20 protein-coding genes and 1 pseudogene are annotated in these 20,471 nt (G+C 71.9%); 7 read left to right on the top strand and 14 right to left on the bottom strand.

What is annotated here, in order from left to right:
- Positions 1-220: 220 nt before the first annotated feature.
- From EF918_RS01520 to EF918_RS01535, 4 genes and pseudogenes are all read left to right on the top strand, one after another.
- Positions 221-1,795 carry an aldehyde dehydrogenase (NADP(+)) gene (locus tag EF918_RS01520; RefSeq protein ID WP_125639285.1) on the top strand — a complete coding sequence of 525 codons (1,575 nt, stop codon included), beginning with the start codon at positions 221-223 and terminating at the stop codon, positions 1,793-1,795.
- A gap of 78 nt (positions 1,796-1,873) precedes the next feature.
- On the top strand, positions 1,874-2,101 hold the full coding sequence (locus EF918_RS01525; RefSeq protein WP_125639288.1) for a hypothetical protein: 228 nt from the start codon (positions 1,874-1,876) through the stop codon (positions 2,099-2,101).
- 64 nt (positions 2,102-2,165) lie between these two features.
- Positions 2,166-3,190, top strand: a pseudogene (locus EF918_RS01530) (TerD family protein).
- A gap of 101 nt (positions 3,191-3,291) precedes the next feature.
- Positions 3,292-3,477, top strand: a complete 186-nt coding sequence (locus EF918_RS01535) for a hypothetical protein (RefSeq protein ID WP_125639291.1) — start codon at positions 3,292-3,294, stop codon at positions 3,475-3,477.
- Positions 3,478-3,609: 132 nt separating this feature from the next.
- On the opposite strand, the gene EF918_RS01540 is transcribed toward EF918_RS01535, so the two are convergent.
- Entirely contained in the window at positions 3,610-5,058 is a 1,449-nt protein-coding gene (locus tag EF918_RS01540; RefSeq protein ID WP_125639294.1) for an alkaline phosphatase PhoX, read from the bottom strand.
- Between the two features lie 164 nt (positions 5,059-5,222).
- Positions 5,223-6,767, bottom strand: a complete 1,545-nt coding sequence (locus EF918_RS01545; RefSeq protein WP_125639297.1) for a hypothetical protein — start codon at positions 6,765-6,767, stop codon at positions 5,223-5,225.
- 200 nt (positions 6,768-6,967) lie between these two features.
- On the opposite strand from EF918_RS01545, the gene EF918_RS01550 reads away from it, so the two are divergent.
- A complete protein-coding gene (locus EF918_RS01550; RefSeq protein ID WP_125639300.1) occupies positions 6,968-8,809 on the top strand; it encodes an endonuclease/exonuclease/phosphatase family protein in 1,842 nt (613 codons plus the stop codon).
- A 322-nt stretch (positions 8,810-9,131) separates the two neighbouring features.
- On the top strand, positions 9,132-9,386 hold the full coding sequence (locus EF918_RS01555) for a hypothetical protein (RefSeq protein WP_125639303.1): 255 nt from the start codon (positions 9,132-9,134) through the stop codon (positions 9,384-9,386).
- Positions 9,387-9,522: 136 nt separating this feature from the next.
- Here EF918_RS01555 and dapD read toward each other — a convergent pair whose 3' ends face one another.
- Positions 9,523-10,503, bottom strand: coding sequence for a 2,3,4,5-tetrahydropyridine-2,6-dicarboxylate N-succinyltransferase (gene dapD, locus EF918_RS01560; RefSeq protein WP_125639307.1), 981 nt, complete (start codon positions 10,501-10,503; stop codon positions 9,523-9,525).
- A gap of 9 nt (positions 10,504-10,512) precedes the next feature.
- A complete protein-coding gene (locus tag EF918_RS01565; protein WP_260609695.1) occupies positions 10,513-11,769 on the bottom strand; it encodes an MFS transporter in 1,257 nt (418 codons plus the stop codon).
- A gap of 111 nt (positions 11,770-11,880) precedes the next feature.
- Here EF918_RS01565 and EF918_RS01570 point away from each other — a divergent pair, with 111 nt between their 5' ends.
- Positions 11,881-12,768 (top strand): winged helix-turn-helix transcriptional regulator, encoded by an 888-nt coding sequence (locus tag EF918_RS01570; protein WP_125639311.1) that lies wholly within the window; start codon positions 11,881-11,883, stop codon positions 12,766-12,768.
- Here the strand turns inward: EF918_RS01570 and EF918_RS01575 are convergent.
- The 10 genes from EF918_RS01575 to EF918_RS01620 form a co-directional block, all read right to left on the bottom strand.
- Positions 12,743-13,294: a TetR/AcrR family transcriptional regulator gene (locus tag EF918_RS01575; RefSeq protein ID WP_125639314.1), complete on the bottom strand. Its 552-nt coding sequence runs from the start codon at positions 13,292-13,294 to the stop codon at positions 12,743-12,745. The two genes, EF918_RS01570 and EF918_RS01575, sit on opposite strands and share 26 nt — an antisense overlap.
- Positions 13,294-13,620, bottom strand: coding sequence for a multidrug efflux SMR transporter (locus EF918_RS01580; protein WP_125639317.1), 327 nt, complete (start codon positions 13,618-13,620; stop codon positions 13,294-13,296). The genes EF918_RS01575 and EF918_RS01580 overlap by 1 nt, the downstream gene beginning before the upstream one ends.
- A gap of 119 nt (positions 13,621-13,739) precedes the next feature.
- Positions 13,740-14,099 (bottom strand): metal-sulfur cluster assembly factor, encoded by a 360-nt coding sequence (locus tag EF918_RS01585; protein WP_125639320.1) that lies wholly within the window; start codon positions 14,097-14,099, stop codon positions 13,740-13,742.
- On the bottom strand, positions 14,096-14,557 hold the full coding sequence (sufU, locus tag EF918_RS01590) for a Fe-S cluster assembly sulfur transfer protein SufU (protein WP_125639324.1): 462 nt from the start codon (positions 14,555-14,557) through the stop codon (positions 14,096-14,098). Before sufU ends, EF918_RS01585 begins: the two co-directional genes overlap by 4 nt.
- 27 nt (positions 14,558-14,584) lie before the next feature.
- Entirely contained in the window at positions 14,585-15,841 is a 1,257-nt protein-coding gene (locus tag EF918_RS01595; RefSeq protein ID WP_125639327.1) for a cysteine desulfurase, read from the bottom strand.
- On the bottom strand, positions 15,838-16,602 hold the full coding sequence (sufC, locus tag EF918_RS01600; RefSeq protein WP_125639330.1) for a Fe-S cluster assembly ATPase SufC: 765 nt from the start codon (positions 16,600-16,602) through the stop codon (positions 15,838-15,840). Before sufC ends, EF918_RS01595 begins: the two co-directional genes overlap by 4 nt.
- Before the next feature lie 7 nt (positions 16,603-16,609).
- On the bottom strand, positions 16,610-16,927 hold the full coding sequence (locus tag EF918_RS01605) for a bifunctional 3-phenylpropionate/cinnamic acid dioxygenase ferredoxin subunit (protein ID WP_125639333.1): 318 nt from the start codon (positions 16,925-16,927) through the stop codon (positions 16,610-16,612).
- Positions 16,927-18,105, bottom strand: a complete 1,179-nt coding sequence (gene sufD / locus EF918_RS01610) for a Fe-S cluster assembly protein SufD (RefSeq protein WP_125639336.1) — start codon at positions 18,103-18,105, stop codon at positions 16,927-16,929. Before sufD ends, EF918_RS01605 begins: the two co-directional genes overlap by 1 nt.
- Positions 18,106-18,207: 102 nt before the next feature.
- On the bottom strand, positions 18,208-19,623 hold the full coding sequence (gene sufB / locus EF918_RS01615; protein ID WP_125639341.1) for a Fe-S cluster assembly protein SufB: 1,416 nt from the start codon (positions 19,621-19,623) through the stop codon (positions 18,208-18,210).
- Complete coding sequence (locus EF918_RS01620; RefSeq protein ID WP_125639343.1) at positions 19,620-20,381, bottom strand: metalloregulator ArsR/SmtB family transcription factor; 762 nt, start codon at positions 20,379-20,381, stop codon at positions 19,620-19,622. The genes sufB and EF918_RS01620 overlap by 4 nt, the downstream gene beginning before the upstream one ends.
- Between the last annotated feature and the right edge of the window lie 90 nt (positions 20,382-20,471).

Consider the following 20,471-nt stretch of genomic DNA (forward strand, 5'->3'; position numbering starts at 1 on the left):
GTCGGCGGCCGCCTGCGCAGCCGCCGCCCCCGCCGTCGTACCCGTCCCCGCCGTCGTGTCCGCCGTGCCCGTCGTCCCCACTGCCGTCATCGCCTGCTTCCCCTCTGGCCGGTCGCCCCTTGTCACGCGATGGGTGCGGAAATAGAGTCCGCAGCAGAAGTGATCATTCACCCACCGGAACGCCGTTCAGAATACTGAACGATCCAGGAGGCAGCGGGCCATGACAGCGACCCCAGTCTGGAGTGTGGACCCCCGCACCGGGAAGCAGCGCGGACAGGTTGCGGTCGAGGCCACACCCGCCGATGTGGACCGGGCCGTCACCGCCGCGCACGCCGCCCGGGCCGCGCTCGCCGACCGCACCGCGCGCGTCGCCTTCCTGCGGGCCGCCGCCGACCTGCTCGACGAGGCCGGCGCGGACGTGGTCGAGGCCGCCGACGCCGAGACGGCGCTCGGCCCCGTCCGGCTCACCGGCGAACTCGCCCGCACCACCTACCAGCTGCGCGCCTTCGCCGACGCCGTCGAGGACGGCGGCTACCTCGACATCCGCATCGACCACGCCGATCCCGCCCTCGCCCCGCCGCGCCCCGACCTGCGCCGCTACAAGGTGCCGCTGGGCGTGGTCGCCGTCTACGCCGCCTCCAACTTCCCGCTGGCCTTCTCCGTCCCCGGCGGCGACACCGCCAGCGCCCTGGCCGCCGGCTGCCCGGTCGTGGTCAAGGCCCATCCCGACCACCCGGCCACGTCCGAGCGGTGCGCCGCGCTGCTGCGCCGGGCCGCCGAACGGACCGGGCTGCCCGCCGACGTGGTCACGGTCGTCCACGGCTTCGACGCGGGCCTGGAGCTGATCCGCCACCCGCTGGTGGCCGCGGCCGGGTTCACGGGGTCGATCCGTGGCGGCCGGGCCCTGTTCGACGCCGCCGCCGCGCGGCCCGTGCCGATCCCGTTCCACGGTGAGCTCGGCTCCCTCAACCCGGTCGTGGTCACCCCGGACGCCGCCGCCGAGCGTGCCGAGGAGATCGGCACCGGGCTGGCCGGCTCGGTCACGCTCGGCGTGGGCCAGTTCTGCGTCAAGCCCGGCCTGGTGCTGGTCCCCGAGGGCACCGACGGCGACCGGCTGGCCGGGGCACTGGCCAAGGCCCTCGCCGCGACCGCCCCCGGGGTGCTGCTCGACCACCGGATGCGGGAGAACTTCCTCGCCGGGGTCCAGGAGCGCGCGGCCCTGCCCGGCGTCGAGGCCCCCGTCGCGCCGGGCCCCGGGACGGGCGACGCCCAGGCCGACGGGCAGGCCGACGGACACACCGTCGGCGCGGGCTTCCTGACCGTGCCCGCGCGCGCCCTCGCCCACGACCCGGACGGCCGCTACGCGCCGCTGCTGGAGGAATGCTTCGGCCCGGTGACGGTCGTCGCCCGCTACGCCGACCCGGACGAGGCCGGCGCCGTGCTGGCCCGGCTGGCGGGAAACCTGACCGCCACCCTCCAGTTGTCCGCCGCCGAGGCCGCCGGGGCCCCGGGCCCCGCCGCCGCACTCGTCGGCCGGGTCACGGAACTGGCCGGACGGGTCGTGGTCGACGGCTGGCCCACCGGCGTCGCGGTCGCCCCGGCCCAGCACCACGGCGGCCCCTACCCCGCCGCCACCTCGCACTCCACCTCCGTCGGCGGTACGGCGATCGAACGGTGGCTGCGCCCGGTGGCCTACCAGTCGGTGCCGGACCCGCTCCTCCCGCCCGAGCTGCGCGAGGCGAACCCGCTGGGCCTGCCGCGCCGGGTCACCGGACCTCCGGCGCAGCAGCGGTAAGCCGGGTCACCGGACCCTCCGGCGCAGCAGCGGTAAATGCGTTGCCCGCCCCGCGCCCCGCGGGGCAGGCTGCGGCCCATGCCGAGACCTCAGGGATTCACGTACGACCAGCACGCCGACGGCACCGTGGTCATCACCCACCGCGGCCGGGCCGCCGGCACGCTGCGCGGCGGCCGGGCCGAGAAGTTCCTGGCGGAGGTGGGCTCCGGGGACCCGCAACTGGTCATGGCGCGCTGGACGGGCGCGTACAAGTTCGGCAACGAACGCCTCGCCCGCTCCCATCCGCGCAACTCCGGCCGCCGCTGAACGGGTGACACCGCGCCGGGGGGAACGGCGGCGCGGCCCCGGTCGTTCTCGGGGCATGACCGCTATGACCCCTGGTTCGAACCTGCCGCTCGACACCGTCCGCGTGACGGTGGAGGTGGCCGCCCCGGTACGCCTGGACGTGTCGGGGCTGCTGCTCGCGGCCAACGGCAAGGTGCGCTCGGACGCCGACTTCATCTTCTACAACCAGCCGTCCGGCCCCGGTGTCAGCTACCGGTCGGGCGGCGGTGCGGCGCCCGACTCGATCACCGTGGACACCGCCGCCGTACCGCCCGGGATCGAACGGATCGTGGTCACCGCCAGCCCCGACGCCGCCGGCCAGACCTTCCAGGGCATCGAGCCCACCGCCACCGTGCGCGCGGCCGACGGCGGCGCGCCGATCGCCACCTTCACCCCGCCGCAGCTGGGCACCGAGACGGCGCTCGTGGTGGTCGAGATCTACCTGCGCGGCGGCGTGTGGAAGGTCCGTGCCGTGGGCCAGGGGTACGCCAACGGGCTCGCGGGCATCGCCACCGACTTCGGGGTCACGGTGGAGGAGGAACCGCCCGCCGCTCCCCCGGTCCCGGCCGCTGCTCTCCCAGGTCAAGATGGGCCTCGGCTGGGAGCCCGCGTTCCGCGGCGCCGACATCGACCTCGACGCGTCCGTGATCGCGTACGGCCCCCAGCGCAACCACATCGACAGCTGCTACTTCGGCCGGCTGTCCATCCTCGGGGGGGGCCGTCAAGCACTCGGGCGACAACCTCACCGGTGAGGGCGCGGGGGACGACGAGGTCATCGTCGTGGACCTCGGCCGGCTGCCCGCCGAGGTCACCGCCCTGGTCTTCACGGTCAACTCCTTCTCCGGCCAGAAGTTCACCGAGGTCGCCAAGGCCTACTGCCGCCTGCTCGACGCCGCCACCGACGAGGAGCTGGTCCGCTTCGACCTCACGGGCGCCGAGCCGCAGACGGGCGTGATGATGGCGAAGCTGATCCGTCAGTTCTCCGGCGAGTGGGAGATGACGGCCCTGGGAGAGTTTGTGAAGTCCCGCACAGTGCGGGGCATGGTCAAGCCCGGTTCCGAGGCGCTTTAGCAGGTCGGCGGGCCGCCGGGCCCCGCCGGACCGGCCCGGGTGATCGATGACACCCCGCAATGCGAAGGAGGCTGTCCGTGGTCACCCGTAGCCTTGTACCCATGTACAAGACGCTTCCGCCCGCGGGTCCCGCCCGCCCGTCCGCCGAAGAGGCGAACGAGGCGATACGGCACCTCGTCGAGACCCGCGTCGACGACGAGTGGCCCTCCGCCGCGTACGAGTTCCTGCTCGGCGAGTGGGCAGCGGCGACCCGCGAAGAGATCGGCACCGCCGCCGCCCGCCGCTGAACGGACCGTCAGCGCCGGACCACCGGCGCCGGACCGACCGCAGCCCGGCCGAGCCTCCTGCTCGGCCGGGCTGACGGCTTCCCGGGCCCGGGCGACGCGTACGCCGCGCCCGGCCGGCGGACGTACGGACGCCTAGCCGCGCGTACGCCGCCAGGGGCCGGTGACGGCCAGCATGATGCCCGGCTCCTGGATGTTGGCGAACAGCGTGCGCCCGTCGGGCGAGAAGCAGACGCCGGTGAACTCCGCGTACTCCGGCTCCTCCGCCGTACCGATGTTGAGCTCGTTGCGCGCCAGCGGGTAGGTGCGGCCGGACTCGGTGGCACCCAGCAGGTGCTGGACGCCCTGGCCGTCCTCGGCGATGACCAGGCCGCCGTACGGGGACACGGTGATGTTGTCCGGGCCGTCGTAGGCGCCGTCCTTGCCCGGCTCGGCGTTGACCCCGAAGAGCACGGTCAGGCGCAGCGTGCGGCGCTTGGCGTCGTAGAACCACACGGCACCGTCGTGCGGGGTGCCGGGGCTCTCCGCACGGGCGTAGGAGGAGACGACGTACGCGCCGCCGTCCGCCCACCACATGCCCTCCAGCTTGCGCCCGCGGGTGACCTGGCCCTCGGTGAACTGCTGGCGGGTGGCCACCGTCCTCGCGTCCCGGTCGGGCACGTCGACCCAGTCGACCCCGTAGACCGTGCCGATCTTCGTGGCGCGGGAGAGGTCGTCCACGAACCGGCCCGCGCTGTCGAAGCACCGGGCCGCCTGGAGCACACCGGCGTCGTCGGCCAGCGTACGCAGCTTGCCGCGGCCGTGCCTGAAGCCCTTGGGCGGGGTCCAGCGGTACAGCAGGCCGTTGGGGTTCGAGGCGTCCTCGGTCAGGTACGCCTGGCCCGAGTGCGGGTCGATGACGACGGCCTCGTGCTCGTAGCGGCCGAAGGCCTTGACCGGGCGGGGGTCGAGGTTGGCGCGGCGGTCGTGCGGGTCGACCTCGAAGACGTAGCCGTGGTCCTTGGTCATGCCGTTCTTGCCGGCCTTGTCCGCGTTCTCCTCGCAGGTCAGCCAGGTGCCCCAGGCGGTGGCGCCGCCCGCGCAGTTGGTCGACGTACCGGCGATGCCGACCCATTCGGCGACCTCGCCGCCGTGGCGGACCTCGACGACGGTGCAGCCGCCGGCCGCGGCCGGGTCGTAGACCAGGCCCTCGGTGAGCGGGACCGGGTGGGGCCACTTGGCGCGGGCGCCCTTCAGCTCGTGGTTGTTGACCAGGAGGGTGACCCCGCGGTGGCCGGCGAAGGCGGCCGTGCCGTCGTGGTTGGACGGGGTGAACTCACCCGACTCCAGGCGGGTCACGCCGCTGTGCGTGATGATCCGGTACGAGAAGCCGGCCGGCAGGGCGAGGATGCCCCGGGGGTCGGACACGAGGGGGCCGTAGCCGGGCTCGCAGGGCCGGCCGTGCTCGTCGCGCAGCGTGCTGCTGCCCTCCTCCGCCGCCAGCGCGCCCGGGGCGGTGGCGAGGGCCCCGACCGTTCCGGTGAGCGCGACTCCGGCGCCGGCGGCGACGGTGCGGGCGGTGAAGTCTCTACGACTGAGCGGCATCGATGCTCCAGGGTGGGGAGTAGTGCGCCTGTAAGGGTCGGCGGACAGGTTCCCGTCCGCATGTGAACTCCGCTTGAATTCCCCACGAAGCCCTGCGGGCCCCTCGACCCCGCGGAACCGGCCACGATCTGACCGGAACCCGCACTACCCTGTCGGCCGGGCCCTCAGGCCTGGTAGGAGCGGGCCTTGAAGGCGGCCTTGCGGGCCTCCTTCGCCGCCTTGCGGTCCGGGTGCAGCCGGCCCATGGCCTCCAGGACCTCCGCCGTGGCCGGGTGGTCCACCCGCCAGACGGTGTCGAAGAACGCGCTGTGGTGCTCGGTCAGGCCCTGCATCAGGGAGGGGAGTTCCTCGCTGCCGGCGTCGGCCGCGAGCTGCGCCGCGATGGTGTCGACGGTCAGCCAGAACACCATGGTCCCGCTGGGCGCCGGCACGTCGGACGTGCCCTGCTCGGCCAGCCAGACCCGGGCCAGCCCGCCCAGTTCGGGGTCGTCCAGGACGGCCCGGACCACCGGTTCGGCGGCCGGTCCGGCGACGGCCAGGGCCTGCTGACAGCGCAGCCGGCGCAGCGGAGCGCCCGGGTCGGCGCCCCGGGCCGCCGCCAGCAGCTCCGCCACGGCCGGGGCCGGCCCGCTGCCGGTGCCCTCGGCCGCGTCGCGCGACGCCCGGGCGAGCCAGGCCTCGATCTCGGCCTGGGCGGCGGACTCCGGATAGCCGGACACCACCTCCAGCAGCACGTCGGCGCCCTTGTCCACGAGGTCGCCGACGGCCGGTGCCTCGACCCCGGCCTCCAACAGCCGCGCCCGCACCCCGTACAGGCCGAGCGGGGTGAGCCGGACCATGCCGTAGCGGGAGACGTCCTCGTCGTCCTGCCCGGCCGCGGCCGCGAGTTCCTCGTCGTCGGCCTCCGCCATCAGCTCCTCGTCGACCGGGCGGAACTCCACCAGGCCGATCGGCTCCAGCTGCCGGAACTGGTCGTCCAGCCGCATCATCGCGTCCGAGACCCGCTCCAGGACTTCGTCGGTGGGCTCCGCCATGTCGTCGGGGACCACCACCGAGGCCGCCAGCACGGGCAGCGGTACGGGGCCGTCGCCGGCTCCGCCCTCGGTGACGGTCAGCAGGTAGAGGTTGGCGAGCACCGCGTCGAGCAGGTCCGCCTCGTGCTGCGGGTCCCAGTCCAGCCGGTCGAAGTCGATCGCGCCGCCCGCGTCCAGGGCGTCGACCAGGTCGTCGAGGTCGGGTACGGAGGCGTCGGCCAGGACGGTGTCCAGGGCGGTCAGCCACAGTTCGAGCACGTCCGTCGGCGCGCCCCCGGTCACCAGCGCCAGGTCCGCCCCGGGCGCGGCGGTCCCGTACCCCGCTTCCGTATCCGCAGCCGGGTCCGGCTCCGGGTCCGCGTCCGCGTCCGCTTCGGCTTTCGCCTCGCCGTCCGGGTCCGTGACCTCGACCAGCCCGGTGTCCACCGCCACCCGCCAGGCCTCGCTCGCGTACGCCGTGCCGTCCTCGTCGGCGGCCAGCCCCAGGACCGCGGCCGCCTCGGGCAGTTGCTCCTCGGCGAGTTCGCCGCCCGCGCCGACCCGGGTGGCGGGCCCGGCCCAGCGGGCGAGGCGTACGGCACGGGAGAGCAACGGGGCGGCCAGCGCGGCGCGGGCCAGTTCGGCGTCGGAGTGCAGCCGCACCGGCGGCAGCGTGGGACGCGGCGGAACGGACATGCGGTGCACTCCTCGACGACTTCTGCGGACGGCGCGCCCCAGCGTAGACGCAATCGGGCAAGCCCCGACGACCCGCACCTTTGGTTCATCGCACAGATGCTTCCCGTATGCCTCGTAGACCTTGACAACTTCGCTGGTCACCCAGGAAATTGACGCGCGTAGAACTTCCTCACCCTCATTACTCACCGGAGTCCGTCCACATGCGCTCCTCGCATCCCCGTTCCGCCGCCGTCGCGGCCGTCGTCGCCACCGCGCTGGCCACCGGCCTGCTCGCGGGAACCGCCGACGCCGTCGAGACCGGCGCGGCCGCCGGTTCCATACGCATCCACGACATCCAGGGCACCACCCGCACCTCCCCGCTGGTCGGCAAGCAGGTCACGGACGTCGAGGGCATCGTGACCGGTGTCCGTACGTACGGTTCGAAGGGCTTCTGGATCCAGGACCCCGACGCCGACGACGACGCGGCCACCAGCGAGGGCGTGTTCGTCTTCACCAGCTCCGCGCCCACCGTCGCCGTGGGCGACGCGGTCAAGGTCTCGGGCCTGGTCGGCGAGTACGTCCCGGGCGGTCTGAACTCCGGCAACCAGTCGGTGACCCAGATCTCCAAGCCCACCGTGACGGTGGTCTCCTCCGGCAACGCCCTTCCGGAGCCGGTCCCGGTCAACGAGTACACCGTCCCCGCCGAGTACACCCCCGCGGGTGACCCGGCCGCCGGCGGCAGCATCAACGGTCTGACCCTGGACCCCAAGCGCTACGCCCTGGACTTCTACGAGTCCCTGGAGGGCATGAACGTCGCGATCGGCACCTCCCGCGTCGTCGGCGCCACCGACCCGCACGCGGAGCTGTGGGTCACGGTCAAGGGCTGGGAGAACAACACCCGCCGCGGCGGCACCCTGTACGGCTCCTACGAGTCCCAGAACACGGGTCGTCTCCAGATCCAGCAGCTGGCCCCGCTCGCGCAGCAGCCGTTCCCGGTGGCGAACGTCGGTGACCGGCTGACCGGCACCACCGAGGGCCCGCTGGACTTCAACCAGTTCGGCGGCTACACCCTGGTCGCCCGCACCCTGGGCACGGTCCAGTCGAAGAACCTGGAGCGGGAGAAGACCAAGCCGCAGGCCGAGGGCGAGCTCGCGGTCGCGACGTACAACGTCGAGAACCTCGACCCGACCGACCCGCAGGAGAAGTTCGACGCGCTCGCCAAGGCCGTCGTGGAGAACCTGGCTTCTCCCGACATCCTGGCCCTGGAGGAGATCCAGGACGACAACGGCGCCAAGAACGACGGCACCGTCTCGGCGGAGCAGACGCTGACCAAGTTCACGGCCGCGATCGCGGCCGCGGGCGGCCCCGCGTACCAGTGGCGTTCGGTCAACCCGGTCAACAACAAGGACGGTGGCGAGCCCGGCGGCAACATCCGCCAGGTCTTCCTGTTCAACCCGGCCCGGGTCTCCTTCACCGACCGCGCCGCGGGCGACTCCACCACCGCGACCGGTGTGACGCAGGAGCAGGGCAAGGCCGCCCTGACCCACTCCCCCGGCCGGATCGACCCGGCGAACCCGGCCTGGGCCGACAGCCGCAAGCCGCTGGCCGGCGAGTTCGTCTTCCGCGGCCGGACCGTCTTCGTGATCGCGAACCACTTCGGGTCCAAGGGCGGAGACGAGAGCATCACCTCGCACCACCAGCCGCCGACCCGCTCCTCGGAGGCCAAGCGGCTGCTCCAGGCGCAGGCGGTGAATGGTTTCGTCAAGGAGCTCCTGGCGACCGACAAGAACGCGAACGTCATCGCCCTCGGCGACATCAACGACTTCGAGTTCTCCGCCACCACCAAGGCGCTGACCGACGGCGGGGCGCTGTTCCCGGCGATCACCTCGCTGCCGAAGTCGGAGCGCTACTCGTACGTCTTCCAGGGCAACTCGCAGGTCCTGGACCAGATCCTGACCAGCCCGGCGATCAAGAAGTTCACGTACGACAGCGTGCACATCAACGCCGAGTTCGCCGACCAGAACAGCGACCACGACCCGCAGGTCCTGCGCTTCCGCCCGTAGTCGCCACGAGCGGAAGGGCCGAAGGGCCCGGCCGTCCCGTCCCCGCGCACCGCCCGGGGACGGGGCACGGCCGGGCCCTCGGCATGTGCGGCCCGGACGGCCGGACGGCCGGCACGGCCGGCACGGCCCGCACGGCCGGCACGGCCGGCACGGCCCGCACACGGGAGCGGGTGACGCGCGGGCATTCGGGACGGTTTCCGTGCGGGAGGGGGCCTTTGTACCCTGGCGTGATCCTCGACACATCTGCCCGCATAGCCGACCGGTTGTGGTGTTGAGTGTCGTCACGTCCGACCTCGCGCCGCCCTTACCCCTGGAGGACCGCGTGTTCCCCTCCATCACCCTCGCCCAGGAGATCGGCCTCGCCGTCCTGCTGGTCGCCGCCCTCGTCTGGGTGATCGGCCTCGGCCACATGATGTGGGACAGCCGCTTCCACCACCCCGAGCCCGGCGCGTTCGACGGTCTGACCGTGATCCCGACCCAGCGGGCCGCGGCCACGCACCCGCTGGAGACGGTGGAGCTGACGGAGGCGGAGGAACAGGCCTTCGCCGGCCTGGTGCGCTCCTTCCCGGGCACCTGACGTGCACGAAGCCCCCCTGCCCGGACCGGGCAGGGGGGCTTCGTGCGTACCGTGGTGGCGGTGTCGTGCGTACCGCGGCGGCGGTGTCGTGCGTACCGCGGCGGCGGTGTCGTGCGTACCGCGGCGGCCGCCCGGGTCAGTTGTGGCTGTGCAGGATCTCGTTCAGGCCGCCCCAGACCGCGTTGTTCGGGCGGGCCTCGACGGCGCCGGTGACCGAGTTGCGACGGAAGAGGATGTTGTCGGCGCCGGAGAGCTCCAGGGCCTTGACGATCTGGCCGTCCGGGAGGGTGACCCGGGTGCCCGCGGTCACGTACAGGCCCGCCTCGACGATGCACTCGTCGCCGAGCGCGATGCCGACGCCGGCCTCGGCGCCGACCAGGCAGCGCTCGCCGATCGAGATGATCTGCTTGCCGCCGCCGGAGAGGGTGCCCATGGTGGAGGCGCCGCCGCCGATGTCGGAGCCGTTGCCGATCACGACGCCCGCGGAGATGCGGCCCTCGACCATGGAGACGCCGAGGGTGCCGGCGTTGAAGTTGACGAAGCCCTCGTGCATGACCGTGGTGCCCTCGGCGAGGTGCGCGCCGAGGCGGACGCGGTCGGCGTCGGCGATGCGCACGCCCACGGGGACGACGTAGTCGGTCATCCGCGGGAACTTGTCGACCGAGGTGACCTGGAGGTGCAGGCCCTCGGCGCGGGCGGCGAGCCGGACGGCCTCGATCCGGTCGACGGCGACCGGGCCGAGCGAGGTCCAGGCGACGTTGGCCAGCAGGCCGAAGATGCCGTCGAGGTTCTGGCCGTGCGGCTTGACCAGGCGGCTGCTGAGCAGGTGCAGGCGCAGGTACGCGTCGTGCGCGTCCAGCGGCTTGTCCTCCAGGGAGGAGATCACGGTGCGGACGGCCACGACCTCGACGCCACGGACCGCGTCGGTCCGGATCGCCTTGGCCGCGGCGTCGCCCAGGAGTTCCACCGCCTGCTCGGCGGAGAGGCGCTCGGTGCCGGCCGGGCCGGGCTCCTCGACCAGCGTGGGGGCCGGGAACCAGGTGTCGAGCACGGTGCCGTCGGGGGTCAGGGTGGCAAGGCCGGCGGCGACGGCGCCGGTGGTACGCGTAGCAGTCATGCCTGAACGCTAACCGGCGACGGCCCGTGCGGGCGAACCGGTCTCATGTGCCGGTCGCACGGGTCGCCGCACCACCCGGGCGCCCGTGACCAGCACGGCCGCACCGGCCGCCGCGCCCAGCCCCGCGCACAGCGGCCACACCAGGTCCGGGGCCGCGGTGTACAGCGCCCCGCCCAGGGGCGCGGACAGGACGGTGCCGCTGACGGAGACCCCCGCGTACAGGCTCTGGAAGCGGCCGAGCGCGTCCGCGGGCGCCTCGTCGGCGACGTAGGCGGTGGCGGTGGTCTTGTAGAGGATCTCGCCGAGGGAGATCAGCACCATCATGGCGACGGTCGGGGCGACCCCGACCCCCAGCAGCAGCATGGCGTAGCCGGCGCCGACCAGCACCAGGCCGGTGCCGATGAGGTGCAGCGGGGAGCGGCCGAGGAGGGCGAGGGCCACGGGGATCTCCAGCAGCAGGATGACCGCGCCGTTGATACCGACGAGGAGTCCGTAGGCGCGGGTGTCCATGCCGTGGTCGGCGAGGAAGGCGGGGAAGGTGGAGTAGTGCTGGCGGTAGACGACGTCGATGACGAGGATCGCGCCGAGCAGCACCAGGACGGCGGGGCGCGCCCGCAGGGCGTGCCACACCCCGCCGCCGCCCCGACCCCCGTCCGGGGCTGCGGCGGAACGGGCGGCTGCGGCGCGGGCCGGGGCGACCCGGGCGGTCCAGCCGGCGAAGAACAGGGTGCCGAGGCCGTCCGCCACGAACAGCCAGTCGTACGAGAACGCGGTCGCGACCAGGGCCCCGAGCGGCGGGCCGACGGTGAAGCCTCCGTTGGAGACGGCGCGGACCAGCGCGAAGGCCTGGCGCCGGGCCCCCTCCGGCACGGTGACGGCGACCAGCGCGGAGTTGGCGGCGCGGACCACCCCGGCGGCGTACTGGGCCAGCGGCAGGGCCGCGTACAGCAGGGCGGTGGGCAGGGCCGGCAGCAGGACGAGGACGCCGCCGCCGAGGGCGGAGGCGAGGAGCAGGACGCGCCGGTGACCGAACCGGTCGCCGTACCAGCCGCCGGTGAAGTTCCCCGCGACCAGGCCGACCCCGCCGATGCCGACGATCAGGCCGGCCTCGGCGGCGCCGAGGGCCCGGGGGCCGGTCAGGTACACGAAGACGAAGACGAACGTGAAGCTGACGACGGCGTTGACGAAGACCCCGCCGGCCAGCAGCCACACCGGTCTGGGCACGTCCTTGAAGCCCTTGAAGCCCTTGAAGCCCTGCCGCAGCACGGCACCTCCCCCCGTTCCCCGCGCGGGCACCCGCCGCACGAGTCAGTTCCTTTTGGGAACTGACTATGTCAGCATGGCAGCCTCGGGTCAACGAAGGTGAGGACGACTCCCATGGCCCAGCGCACCCGACTCGGCGACGCCGACTGCTCCATCGCCCAGGCCCTCGACGTGGTCGGCGACTGGTGGACGCTGTTGATCGTCCGCGACGCCGCCCGCGGGCTGCACCGCTTCGAGGAGTTCCAGCAGGAGCTGGGCGTCTCCCGGAAGGTGCTGGCCGAACGGCTGAGGTTGCTGGTCGAGGCGGGGGTGCTGGCCCGCGAGCCGTACCAGGACCGCCCTGTGCGGCACGCCTACCGGCTGACCCCGCGCGGCCGCGCGCTGCTCCCGGTCCTGGTGGCCCTCCAGGACTGGGGGGACACCTGGATCCTGGGAGAGGGAGAGATGACGGCCACGACGGACACCGCCTCGCGCGAGGCGGAACGGGTGCACGCCCTGAAGGGGACCCGGGTCCCCGAACTGCTGCTGACCGACGCCTCGGGAGCGCTGCGCGACCCCGTCGCCGACACCCCGTTCACGGTGCTGTACTGCTTCCCCGGCGCCTACGCCCGAGCCGAGGCCTATCCGCCCGGCTGGGCCGGGATCCCGGGGGCGCGCGGCTGCACCTTCGAGTCGTGCACCTACCGCGACCAGCTCGCGCAGTTCACGGCGGCGGGGGCGAGCGTGCACGGGGTCTCCACCCAGCGCCCCGACGAACAGCGGGACTTCGCGGAGAAGGAGAAGCTCCGCTTCCCGCTCCTGTCGGACGCGGACCTGGACCTGACCGCGGCCCTGCGCCTGCCGACGTTCCGCGCGGGCGGCACCAGCCGCCTCAAGCGGCTGACGCTGGTGGTGGCGCGGGACCGCACGGTGGTGGAGGTGCAGTACCCGGTGCAGGACATCGAGGCGAGCGTGGCGGCGGCCCTGGCGGCCGTGGTCAGCAGGGGCGGAGCACCCGGGTGAGGACCTCGCGGGTGTACGCCTCGTCGTAGGCCGCGTCCGTCAGCAGCACCTGGAGGCAGATCCCGTCCATCACCGCGACCAGCGCGCGGGCGGTGACCAGGTCGGTGCGATCGGCCAGCGCCCGGGCCATCGCCTCGCACCACTCGGCGGCGACCGGGCGCAGCGCCGGGCGGCGCAGCGCGGCGAGGTAGAGCTCGTACTCCAGCTCGGCCCGGCCACGGTCCCGGGCGAACAGCTCGCCCAGCAGCCGGGCCAGGGCGGCCGGCAGGTCGAGGTCGGGCCCGACGCCGGCGAGGCCCGCCGCCACCTCGGCGGCGAAGCCCTCGTTGGCCTGCCGCAGCGCGGCGACGAGCAGCTCGTCGAGGGTCGCGAAGTGGTACGTGGTGGACCCGAGCGGTACGTCGGCCTCCGCGGCCACGCTGCGATGGCTCAGCCCGGCGATCCCCTTGGCCCCGACCACCCGGATCGCCGCGTCGATGATCCGCTGCCGCCGGCCGGGGTCGTACCGCCGCACACCCGCCGCCATCAGTGGGCCCCGGCCCCGCCCATGTTGAGCACCACCACACCGGCGATCACCAGGGCGATGCCCGCGATCCGCGCGGCGGTGGCGGCCTCCCCGAGGAAGCACATCCCGATCACGGCGATGGCGGCGGTCCCGACCCCGGACCAGACGGCGTAGGCGGTGCCGACCGACATCGACTTGAGCGTCTGCGCGAGCAGCGTGAAGGCGACGGCGTACCCGACGACGGTCCCGATCGAGGGCCACAGCCGGGTGAACCCGTCGCTGTACTTCATGGCGGTGGTGCCGGCGACCTCGGCGGCTATCGCGGCGGCAAGAAGAACCCAAGGCATGCGTACGAGCGTACACAACGATGCGTACACCTGTACGCAGCACGGGCGTGCGGGTACGCACACAGGCCCGGCACCCCAAGGGTGCCGGGCCTGTGCGGAGCCGGTCGGGCGGGCGTGGCTCAGACGTTGAAGCCGAGGGCGCGCAGCTGTTCGCGGCCGTCGTCGGTGATCTTGTCGGGGCCCCACGGCGGCATCCAGACCCAGTTGATCCGGAGCTCGTTGACGATGCCGTCGGTGGCCGACTTGGCCTGGTCCTCGATGACGTCCGTCAGCGGGCAGGCCGCCGAGGTCAGGGTCATGTCGAGGGTGGCGATGTTGGCGTCGTCGATGTGGATGCCGTAGATCAGGCCCAGGTTGACCACGTCGATCCCCAGCTCGGGGTCGACCACGTCGTAGAGGGCCTCGCGGACCTCCTCCTCGGTGGCCGGCTTGATCGACGCCGCCTCGGGTGCGGCCTCGGGCGTCGCGTTCTCGGTCATGCCGTCTTCCTCTCGGCGTCGCCCAGGGCCTGGGCGGTCGCGTCCTTCCACGCCATCCAGCTCAGCAGCGCGCACTTGACCCGGGCGGGGTACTTCGAGACGCCGGCGAACGCGACCGCGTCCTCCAGCACCTCCTCCATCGCCTCGTCGGGCTCGATCTTGCCCTTGGACTGCATCAGCTCCAGGAACGTCGCCTGGATCTTCTGCGCCTCGGACAGGTCCTTGCCGACCAGCAGCTCGTTCAGCACGGACGCGCTGGCCTGGCTGATCGAGCAGCCCTGGCCCTCGTACGAGACGTCGATGAGCGTCTCGCCGTCGTACTTCACGCGCAGCGTGATCTCGTCACCACAGGTGGGGTTGACGTGGTGCACCTCGGCGTCGCCGTCGCGCAGGCCACGCCCGTGCGGGTGCTTGTAGTGGTCCAGGATCAGTTCCTGGTACATCGAATCCAGCTTCACAGCGGCCTCGTCGCCTCGTCGCCCTCGTTATCCGAAGAAGTTCCGTACGTGCTCCAGCCCGGCGACCAGCGCGTCGACGTCGGCCGGAGAGGAGTACAGATAGAACGACGCTCGCGTGGTCGCGGGAATTCCGTACCGCAGGCAGACCGGGCGGGCGCAGTGGTGGCCGACCCGGACGGCGATGCCCTGCTCGTCCAGGACCTGGCCGACGTCGTGCGGGTGGATGTCGCCCAGCACGAAGGAGATCGCCGCGCCGCGGTCCTCGGCCGTGGTGGGGCCGATGATCCGCAGGTCGGGCACCTCCTGGAGGCGCTTCACCGCGTACTCGGTGATCGCGTGCTCGTGCGCGGCGATCTTGTCCATGCCGATCGAGGTCAGATAGTCCACGGCCGCGCCGAGGCCGACGGCCTGGGCGATCGGGGGCGTACCGGCCTCGAACTTGTGCGGCGCCGGGGCGTACGTGGAGGAGTGCATCGAGACGGTCTCGATCATCTCGCCGCCACCGAGGAACGGGGGCAGGTCCTCCAGCAGCTCCTGGCGGCCCCAGAGCACGCCGATGCCGGTCGGGCCGCACATCTTGTGGCCGGTGAAGGCCACGAAGTCGGCGCCGAGCTCCTGCACGTCGATCGGCATGTGCGGGACGGCCTGGGAGGCGTCGATCAGGACCAGCGCGCCGACCTCCTGGGCGCGGCGCACGATGGCCTCGACCGGGTTGACGGTGCCCAGGATGTTGGAGACCAGCACGAAGGAGACGATCTTCGTCTTCTCGGTGATGACCTCTTCGATGTTCGACAGGTCCAGGCGGCCGTCGTCGGTGAGGCCGAACCACTTCAGCTTCGCGCCGGTGCGCTGCGCGAGCAGCTGCCACGGGACGATGTTGGAGTGGTGCTCCATCTCCGTGATGACGATCTCGGTCTCACGGTCGACCCGGTAGGGCTCGTCGGCCCAGCCGAGCATGTTCGCGACCAGGTTGAGCGACTCCGAGGCGTTCTTGGTGAAGATCACCTCGTCGCGGCTGGGCGCGTTGATGAAGGTGGCGATCTTGTCGCGGGCACCTTCGTACAGTGCCGTGGCCTCCTCGGCGAGCACGTGCACGCCGCGGTGGACGTTGGCGTTGTGCCGCTCGTAGTACGCGTTCAGGGCGTCGAGCACCTGGCGCGGCTTCTGCGAGGTCGCGGCGTTGTCCAGGTAGACGATCTTCTTCCCGTCGTGGACCACACGATCCAGCAGGGGGAAGTCCTTGCGGATCGCCTCGATGTCGAGGAGGCCAGGCAGCTGTGTCACGCGGTCGCGCCACCCTTCACGTACTTGTCGTAGCCCTCGGCCTCCAGCTGGTCGGCGAGCTCGGCGCCGCCGGACTCGGCGATGCGGCCGTTCGCGAAGACGTGCACGAAGTCGGGCTTGATGTAGCGCAGGATGCGCGTGTAGTGGGTGATCAGCAGGGTGCCGACCTCACCGGTCTCGCGGACGCGGTTGACGCCCTCGGAGACGATGCGCAGCGCGTCGACGTCCAGGCCGGAGTCGGTCTCGTCGAGGATCGCGATCTTCGGCTTGAGGAGCTCCAGCTGGAGGATCTCGTGGCGCTTCTTCTCACCGCCGGAGAAGCCCTCGTTGACGTTGCGCTCGGCGAAGGCCGGGTCCATGGAGAGACGCTCCATGGCCTCCTTGACCTCCTTCACCCAGGTGCGCAGCTTGGGGGCCTCGCCGCGGACGGCCGTGGCCGAGGTCCGCAGGAAGTTGGAGACCGAGACACCGGGGACCTCGACCGGGTACTGCATGGCCAGGAAGACACCGGCGCGGGCGCGCTCGTCGACGGACATCTCCAGGACGTCCTCGCCGTCGAGGGTCACGGTGCCACCGGTGACGGTGTACTTCGGGTGACCGGCGAGCGAGTACGCCAGGGTGGACTTGCCGGAGCCGTTGGGGCCCATGATGGCGTGCGTCTCGCCCTGCTTGACGGTCAGGTCGACGCCCTTGAGGATCTCGCGGGAGCCGTTCTCCGTCTCGACGGAAACGCGCAGGTCGTTGATTTCAAGCGTTGCCATGGGTGCCTCAGGACTCCTGGGTGAGGGAGACGAGCACGTCGTCCCCTTCGATCTTTACGGGGTATACGGGGACGGGGCGCGTCGCGGGGAGGCCGGACGGCTTGCCGGTGCGCAGGTCGAAGCTGGAGCCGTGCAGCCAGCACTCGATCATGCAGTCTTCGACCTCGCCCTCCGAGAGCGAGACGTTCGCGTGCGAGCAGATGTCGTGGATCGCGAACACCTCCCCCTCGGTGGAGACGACGGACACCGGCGTGCCGTCGAGTTCCACCCGCTTGGGGGTGTTCTCCTCCAGCTCGCTCAGCGTGCAGGCCTTGACGTAGGTCATCAGACGGACGCCTCGAGCTCTGCCTCGATCTTGGAGATCAGGCGCTCCTCGATGTCGGCGACACCGATCTGCTGGACGAGCTCGGCGAAGAAGCCGCGCACGACCAGGCGGCGGGCCTCGTGGGCCGGGATGCCACGGGCCTGGAGGTAGAACAGCTGCTCGTCGTCGAAGCGGCCGGTCGCCGAGGCGTGGCCGGCGCCGACGATCTCGCCGGTCTCGATCTCCAGGTTCGGCACCGAGTCGACCCGCGCGCCGTCCGTGAGGACCAGGTTGCGGTTCATCTCGTAGGTGTCGGTGCCCTCGGCGGTCTTCTCGATGAGGACGTCACCGATCCACACCGCGTGCGCGGCCTCGCCCTGCAGCGCGCCCTTGTAGACCACGTTGGACTTGCAGTGCGGGGCGTCGTGGGTGACCAGGAGGCGGTGCTCCTGGTGCTGGCCGGCGTCGGTGAAGTACAGGCCGAGCAGCTCGGCCTCGCCGCCGGGGCCGGCGTAGCGTACGCGCGGGTGCAGGCGGACGACGTCGCCGCCGAAGGTGACGACGACCGACTTGAAGCTCGCGTCGCGGCCGACCAGCGCGTTGTGCTGGGAGCAGTGGACGGCGGTGTCGTCCCAGTCCTGGATGGAGACGACGGTCACCTTGGCGCCGTCGCCGACGAGGAAGTCGACGTTGGCGGCGCGGACGCCGTCACCGGTGTGGTCGATGACGATGACGGCCTCGGCGAAGGCCTGCACGTCGAAGACGGTGTGCCCGAAGGTGGTGCCGCCCTCGCCGTGCAGCGAGACGCGCACCGGCTCGGTGAGGACCGACTCCTTGGGCACGGTGACGACCGTGGCCTTGGCGAACGACGAGAAGGCCTGGGCGGCGATCCGGTCGACCGGGGTGCCGGCCTTGCCGATGCGCGCGTCGCCGCGCTCGACGGTCTCGACCGTGACGCCCTCGGGAGCGTCGATCTGGGCCTTCATCGTGCCGTTGGCGATCGCGGTGCCGTCGTGGAGGCCGCGCAGCCGCTCCAGGGGAGTGAAGCGCCACTCCTCCTCCCGGCCGTGCGGCACGGGGAAGTCGGCCACGTCGAAGGACGGGGGCGCGCTCATCCGGGTGGCGACGGTGGACTCGGCGGCCACCGCGATCGATCCGGCGGTGGTGGATCCCACCGGGTTGTTCTGAGCCTCAGCCATGGCTGTCGTCTTGCTCTCTTCCTGCGTCGTGCGTCGATGGGGCCTTGCGTGCTGCGGGGAGCGGGGGCCGGACCGTACGGCCGGCCCCCGGGGGGGTCGGGACTAGCCGACCGCGCCCTCCATCTGCAGCTCGATCAGCCGGTTGAGCTCCAGCGCGTACTCCATGGGCAGCTCCTTCGCGATGGGCTCGACGAAGCCGCGCACGATCATGGCCATGGCCTCGAACTCGGTCATGCCGCGCTGCATCAGGTAGAAGAGCTGGTCGTCGGAGACCTTGGAGACGGTGGCCTCGTGGCCCATGGTCACGTCGTCCTCGCGGACGTCCACGTACGGGTACGTGTCCGAGCGGGAGATCGTGTCCACGAGCAGGGCGTCGCAGAGCACGTTGCTCTTCGAGCCGGGGGCACCCTCGCCGATCTCGACCAGGCCGCGGTAGGAGGTACGGCCGCCGCCCCGCGCCACCGACTTGGAGACGATGTTGGAAGAGGTGTTCGGCGCCATGTGGACCATCTTGGAGCCGGCGTCCTGGTGCTGGCCCTCGCCCGCGAAGGCGATGGACAGGGTCTCGCCCTTGGCGTGCTCGCCCATCAGGTAGACGGCCGGGTACTTCATGGTGACCTTGGAACCGATGTTGCCGTCGATCCACTCCATGGTCGCGCCCTCGTACGCCACGGCGCGCTTGGTGACCAGGTTGTAGACGTTGTTCGACCAGTTCTGGATGGTCGTGTAGCGGCAGCGGCCGCCCTTCTTCACGATGATCTCGACCACGGCGCTGTGCAGCGAGTCCGAGGAGTAGATCGGGGCGGTACAGCCCTCGACGTAGTGGACGTAGGCGTCCTCGTCGACGATGATCAGCGTCCGCTCGAACTGGCCCATGTTCTCGGTGTTGATCCGGAAGTAGGCCTGGAGCGGGATCTCGACGTGCACGCCCTTCGGCACGTAGATGAACGAGCCACCGGACCACACGGCGGTGTTCAGCGAGGCGAACTTGTTGTCGCCGACCGGGATGACGGTGCCGAAGTACTCCTTGAAGAGCTCCTCGTGCTCCTTGAGCGCGGTGTCGGTGTCGACGAAGATGACGCCCTGCTCCTCCAGGTCCTCGCGGATCTGGTGGTAGACGACCTCGGACTCGTACTGGGCCGCGACACCGGCGACGAGGCGCTGCTTCTCCGCCTCCGGGATGCCGAGCTTGTCGTAGGTGTTCTTGATGTCCTCGGGCAGTTCCTCCCAGGAAGCGGCCTGCTTCTCGGTGGAACGCACGAAGTACTTGATGTTGTCGAAGTCGATGCCGGAGAGGTCGGAGCCCCAGGTCGGCATGGGCTTCTTGTCGAAGAGCTTCAGGCCCTTGAGGCGGAGCTTCAGCATCCACTCGGGCTCGTTCTTCTTGGCGGAGATGTCGCGGACGACGTCCTCGTTCAAGCCTCGCTTGGCCGCGGCCCCGGCCTCGTCGGAGTCGGCCCAGCCGTACTCGTACTTGCCCAGACCCTCGAGCTCAGGGTGAGCAGTCTCCGTGGTCATGCGGGGTTCCTCCCGGCCGTGCTTGCAGATGCTGATGTGTCGGTCTGTGCTGTGCCCGCGCTTCGCGGAATGAACGTCGTGCACACCCCGTCGCCGTGGGCGATCGTGGCGAGACGCTGCACATGGGTCCCCAGCAGGCGGGAGAAGACCTCGGTCTCCGCCTCGCACAGCTGCGGGAACTGCTCGGCGACGTGGGCGACCGGGCAGTGGTGCTGGCAGAGCTGTTCTCCGCTGTGCGGACCGGGAGCGCTCTTCGCCGTAGCAGCGTACCCGTCCGCGGTCAACGCCTTGGCCAGGGCCTCGGTGCGCTCCGCAGGGCCCGCCGCGTCGACCGCCCGGCGGTAGACCTCCGCCTGACCGGCCAGCCGGGCCCGGGCGAACGCCGCGACCGCGGCCTCGCCCTGCTCGCCGCCGCCGGCGGACTGCGCGATCCAGCTCAGGGCGTCCACGGCCAGCGAGTCGTAGGACTGGTCGAAGGCGTCGCGGCCGCAGTCGGTGAGCGCGAAGACCTTGGCGGGGCGGCCCCGGGTGCGCGCTCCGTACACGCGCTGCTCACGCGGGGCGACCACGTCGTCGGCGACGAGCGCGTCGAGGTGGCGGCGGACGGCGGCCTGGGTGAGGCCGAGACGCTTGGCGAGATCGGCGACGGTGGACGGACCGTGGTCCAGGATCGACCGCGCGACCCGGTTGCGGGTGGACCGCTCCCCGGTCGCGAGTTCCCCCTGGGGGGTCTCGATCAGCCGTTCGCCGTTTTTCACAACGCCATTGTTGCGTAATTAGCCGAGCCCCGACAAGCCGTGACGGACGCCACCCACGGTGTCCTCCATCACTAAGGGTTACCTAATCTG

It is taken from the genome of Streptomyces sp. WAC06614, assembly GCF_003949795.1.
Classification (GTDB): Bacteria; Actinomycetota; Actinomycetes; order Streptomycetales; family Streptomycetaceae; genus Streptomyces.